This window comes from Kitasatospora sp. MBT63, from assembly GCF_000710465.2.
Classification (GTDB): Bacteria; Actinomycetota; Actinomycetes; order Streptomycetales; family Streptomycetaceae; genus Kitasatospora.
On the sequence record NZ_JAIZ01000770.1, the window covers coordinates 11,314 to 16,308 of the forward strand.

The 4,995-nt window shown below is 74.7% G+C and carries 4 protein-coding genes; 1 reads left to right on the top strand and 3 read right to left on the bottom strand.

Going from position 1 to position 4,995, the window contains the following annotated elements:
• Positions 1-257: 257 nt before the first annotated feature.
• On the bottom strand, positions 258-1,016 hold the full coding sequence (locus AA75_RS39965; RefSeq protein WP_033825389.1) for a phosphoglyceromutase: 759 nt from the start codon (positions 1,014-1,016) through the stop codon (positions 258-260).
• Between the two features lie 147 nt (positions 1,017-1,163).
• Between AA75_RS39965 and AA75_RS39970 the strand changes: the two genes are divergently transcribed.
• The gene (locus AA75_RS39970; RefSeq protein ID WP_051814220.1) at positions 1,164-2,462 is read left to right on the top strand and encodes an MFS transporter; all 1,299 of its coding nucleotides are present in this window, start codon (positions 1,164-1,166) and stop codon (positions 2,460-2,462) included.
• Between the two features lie 58 nt (positions 2,463-2,520).
• Here AA75_RS39970 and AA75_RS39975 read toward each other — a convergent pair whose 3' ends face one another.
• Complete coding sequence (locus AA75_RS39975; RefSeq protein ID WP_082527191.1) at positions 2,521-3,087, bottom strand: YbjN domain-containing protein; 567 nt, start codon at positions 3,085-3,087, stop codon at positions 2,521-2,523.
• Positions 3,088-3,320: 233 nt separating this feature from the next.
• Complete coding sequence (gene mshA, locus AA75_RS39980; protein WP_051814223.1) at positions 3,321-4,646, bottom strand: D-inositol-3-phosphate glycosyltransferase; 1,326 nt, start codon at positions 4,644-4,646, stop codon at positions 3,321-3,323.
• Positions 4,647-4,995: the final 349 nt, after the last annotated feature.

Below are 4,995 nucleotides of genomic sequence, written 5' to 3' on the forward strand. Positions count from 1 at the left end.
CGCCGGGCTGCTCCCCGTCCTGGCGGCCGGCTGCGGGTGCGGCCCGGGCTGCGGCTGCGGCTGCCAGTCCGGTGCGCCCTGCCAGTGCGGCGGCGCCTCCGGGGGCTGCTGCGGCGGCCACTGACCCGCACGGGCCCGCCGGGCGGCCCACCGACGCCCCGGGACGGGCGGCGGCCGGGGAACGACGGCGGCCCGGGAACGACAACGGCCCCCGCCCGCGCTGTCCGCGCAGGTGAGGGGCCGTTTCGCCGTGAGGCCTACTTCTTGCCCTGATTCTTGACCGCCTCGATGGCGGCCGCGGCGGCCTCCGGGTCGAGGTAGCGGCCGCCGGGAGTGAGCGGCTTGAAGTCGGCGTCCAGCTCGTAGGCGAGCGGGATGCCGGTGGGGATGTTGAGGCCCGCGATGGCCTCGTCGGAGATGCCGTCCAGGTGCTTGACCAGGGCGCGCAGGCTGTTGCCGTGCGCGGTGACCAGCACGGTCTTGCCGGCGGCCAGGTCCGGGACGATCGCGTCGTACCAGTACGGCAGCATCCGCTCGACGACGTCCTTGAGGCACTCGGTGCGCGGGCGCAGCTCGCTCGGGATGTCGGCGTAGCGGGCGTCGCCGGCCTGCGAGTACTCGCTGTCGTCGGCCAGCACCGGCGGCGGGGTGTCGTACGAGCGGCGCCAGAGCTGGAACTGCTCCTCGCCGAACTCGGCCAGCGTCTGGGCCTTGTCCTTGCCCTGCAGGGCGCCGTAGTGGCGCTCGTTCAGCCGCCAGCTGCGGCGGACCGGGATCCAGTGGCGGTCGGCCTTGTCCAGGGCGATCTGCGAGGTGCGGATGGCGCGGCGGAGCAGCGAGGTGTGCAGCACGTCGGGGAAGTAGCCCTCGGCGGCCAGCAGCTCGCCGCCGCGTGCGGCCTCCTTCTCACCCTTCTCGTTGAGGTCGACGTCGACCCAGCCGGTGAAGAGGTTCTTCTGGTTCCACTGGCTCTCGCCGTGGCGGAGCAGGATCAGTCGGTAGGTCGTGTCAGCCATGGCCGACAGCTTAGTGGAGGCGGAAATCGGGTAGTCGGTCCGATGAGCGCCGGGTAAGGTGTCGATTCCATTAGTGACACTTACTGCCCCGCTGGCCGGTTCACCGCATTCCGGCTGGTGGGCGGCCTGCTGCCCCGGGAGCACCCGTTGCCCGCACCGTCCCGTCTGCGCACCGTCCTGTCGGAGTCCGTGGGCGGCCTGCCCCGGCAGTTCTGGTGGCTGTGGGCGGCGACCCTGGTGAACCGGCTCGGCGGCTTCGTGGTCACCTACCTCGCGCTGTACCTGACCGTCGGGCGGGGCTACCCGGCGTCGTACGCGGGTCTGGTGGCGGGCCTGTTCGGTGCCGGTTCGGCGATCGCCTCGCTGCTCGGCGGGGTGCTCGCGGACCGGCTGGGCCGGCGCCCGACGCTGATGGCGGCGCAGCTGTCCACGGCGGTGTCGACGGCGGCGCTCGGTTTTGCGGACGGCCCGGTGGCCATCGCGGTGGTGGCCTTCCTGGTGGGCCTGGCGAGCAACGCGGCCCGGCCGGCGATCTCCGCGATCATCGCCGACCTGGTGCCGGCGCCGGACCGGGTGCGCGCCTACTCGCTGAACTACTGGGCGATCAACATCGGCTTCGGCGTCTCGGCGGCGGTCGCCGGTCTGATCGCCGCGCACGGTTATCTGCCGCTGTTCCTGCTGGACGCGCTCACCACGCTGATCTGCGCGGTGATGGTGTTCGTCCGGATCCCGGAGACCCGGCCCGAGCGGTCGGCGGCGGCGGTCCGGGAGGAGCCGCGGACCGGCCTCGGGACCGTCTTCCGGGATGGCCGGTTCATGGCGCTGGTCGGGGTCAACCTGCTGCTGGCGCTGGTCGCCCAGCAGGGCAGCACCACGCTGGCGATCGACATGGGCGAGGCGGGCATCTCCACCAGCGGCTACGGCCTGGTGATCGGCCTGAACGGGCTGCTGATCGTGGTGCTCCAGCTGCCGATGGGCCGGCTGATGGAGGGCCGCAACCGGACCGCGCTGCTGGTGGTGAGCGCGCTGCTGACCGGCTGGGGCTTCGGGCTGACGGCGCTCGCGGGCTCGTCGGCCGCGTTCTTCGCCGTCACGGTCGCGGTCTGGACGATCGGCGAGATCATGGCCGCGCCGACCATGATGGGCCTGGTCGCCGAGCTCTCCCCCGCCGGGGCGCGCGGCCGTTACCAGGGGGTCCACTCGCTGTCCTGGTCGCTGGCGTCGTTCCTCGGGCCGCTCGCCGGCGGCTACCTGCTGCAGCATGCGGGCAGCGCGGTGGTGTGGCTGGCGTGCGGGGTGTGCGGGACGGTGGCTGCGGGCGCGTTCCTGCTGGTCGGCCGGAGGGCGGCGGCCGACGCCGGGAGCGGGGCCCGGGTGGCGGGGGCCGATGCGGCCGACGGGGAGGTGGCGGCCGCGCCCGGCGGTGGGGTCGCGGTGCCGTCCTGAGCGGCCTCGGCCGGTTCGGGGTGCCGGTGGGCGCCGGGCTCGGCCGTCGTGGGTCCGGTCAGCTGTCGGCGGGCGGGGTCTCCGGGGCAGCGGTGGTGGCAGCGATGGGGGCGGTGGCGGTGGTGGGTCCGGCGAGGTGGGCGAAGGCCGCCAGGTTGCGGGTGGACTCCCCGCGCTTGGTGCGCCACTCCCACTCGCGCCGGATCGCGGTGGCGAAGCCGAGTTCGAGCAGGGTGTTGAAGGGCTCGTCGGCGTTCTGCAGCACCGTGCCGAGCAACCGGTCGACGGTGTCGGGGGTGAGCGCCTCCAGCGGCAGCCGCCCCGCCAGGTAGACGTCACCGAGCGGGTCGACGGCGTACGCGACCCCGTAGAGCCGGGTGTTGCGCTCCAGCAGCCAACGGTAGACGGCCTCGTGGTTCTCGTCCGGCCGGCGGACCACGAAGGCGTTGACCGAGAGGGTGTGGTCACCCACCCGCAGGGCGCAGGTGGTGGAGAGCTTCCGGACGCCGGGCAGCGTGGCCACCAGTGTGTACGGGTCGGTGACGGCCCGCTCCCAGGCCACCCCCGCCTCGTCGAGCGCGGTGCGCAGCAGAGTGAGGGACTCGTCCTTGGTGCGGATTGCCATGGGAGAGACGTTACTCGGCGGTAGAGCCCGGGTGCAGCAACCGCCGGGCGGCCGGTCGCCCGCCACCCGTTCCGGTGGCTCGCGCCACCGCTCCCCCGGACGAACCCCGTGGGGCGCGCGGCCACACCCCAACCACCGGAATCCGCCCATCGATGCAGGTCGGCAAGGGTGCGCGGTGGCTCACACCGGGTCTCCCGGGTGCCGTGGGCCGGGACCGAACGGCCGCGGCCGGGTCAGCGCAGCCGGGCGCCGGTGCGCTGGTCCGGGCGGGCGAGCGCGCCCGCGTAGACCTCCGCGGTGGCACGGGCCGCGGCGTCCCAGCCGAACCCGGCCGCGTGCCGCGCCGCAGCCTGGCCCTGCCGCTCGGTCAGCCCGGGGTCGGTGACGTACGGGCGCAGCGCGCGGGCCCAGTCCTGCGGGTCGTGGCCCGGGACCAGGGTGCCCGTGACGCCGTCCCGGACGGCGACCGGCAGACCGCCGACGGCCGCCGCCACCACCGGGGTGCCGCAGGCCTGCGCCTCCAGGGCGACCAGGCCGAAGGACTCGCTGTAGGAGGGCATCACCAGGGCGGTGGCCGCCCGGTACCAGTCGGCCAGCTGGGTCTGACCGACCGGCGGACAGAACCGGACCACGTCCGAGATGCCCAGCTGGGCGGCCAGCTTGTGCAGGCTCTCCGGACGCGCCAGCCCGGTGCCCGAGGGGCCGCCGACGACCGGCACCACCAGGTGTTCGCGCAGCTGCGGCTCGCGCTCCAGCAGCACCCCGACGGCGCGCAGCAGCACGTCGGGCGCCTTGAGCGGCTGTATCCGCCCGGCGAACAGCAGGACCGCCGCGGCCGGCGGCAGCCCGAGCCGGGCCCGCGCGGCCGAGCGGCCACCGGTCCCGCCGGGGCGGAAGACCTCCAGGTTGACGCCGGGGTGGACGACCGCGAGCTGGTCCTGGCGGGCCGCGTAGTGCCGGGACAGCTCGGCGGCCTCCTCGGCGGTGTTGGCGATCAGCCGGTCGGCGGCGTCGACCACCTGGGTCTCGCCGATCACCCGGGCGGCCGGCTCCGGGGTGTCGCCCTCGGCCAGCGCCGCGTTCTTCACCTTCGCCATCGTGTGCATCGTGTGCACCAGCGGGACGCCCCAGCGCTCGGCGGCGAGCCAGCCGACCTGGCCGGAGAGCCAGTAGTGCGAGTGCACCAGGTCGTAGTGGCCCGGCCGGTGCCCGGCCTCGGTGCGCAGCACGCCGTGGGTGAAGGCGCACAGCTGGGCGGGCAGGTCCTCCTTGATCAGTCCTTCGTACGGGCCCGCGGTGACGTGCCGGACCAGGACCCCGGGGGCGAGGTCGACGGTCGGCGCGTCCTCCGAGCTGACCGCCCGGGTGAAGACCTCGACCTCGATGTTCAGCTCGGCGAGCCGCTTGGCCAGCTCGACGATGTAGACGTTCATACCGCCCGCGTCGCCGGTGCCCGGCTGGTGCAGCGGGGAGGTGTGGACGCTGAGCATCGCGATCCGGCGGGGACGACGGGACCGGGAGGCCACCAACGACTGGAGGCGGCCCCGGGTCGACGGCAGGGTGAGCCGGTCACGTCGGGCCACGGCCCGTGCGAGGTGCTGGGTCACCTGGCTGATGCCTCCTTGTGCTGCCCGTTGTGCTGCCCGGTCGGTACCTGCTCGGCCGGCGGTACGCGGATGTCCCGCCGGTCGCGCTGCTGCTCGGCGACGTGCCCGCGCTCCGTCGCACGGCCCGTCCGCATGCGAACGCCCGGGGCCGGTGGCTCCGGGCGGGCACACGTCTTGAGTCACAACCGAGTGGGAGTCGACCGGTATTCCCGGCCGCGCCGCCGAGATCGGGCGGGCGGGCGGCGGGCCGCGCCCGGTACGGCGGGCGGGGGCGCGGCCGGTACGGCGGGCGGGGGCGCGG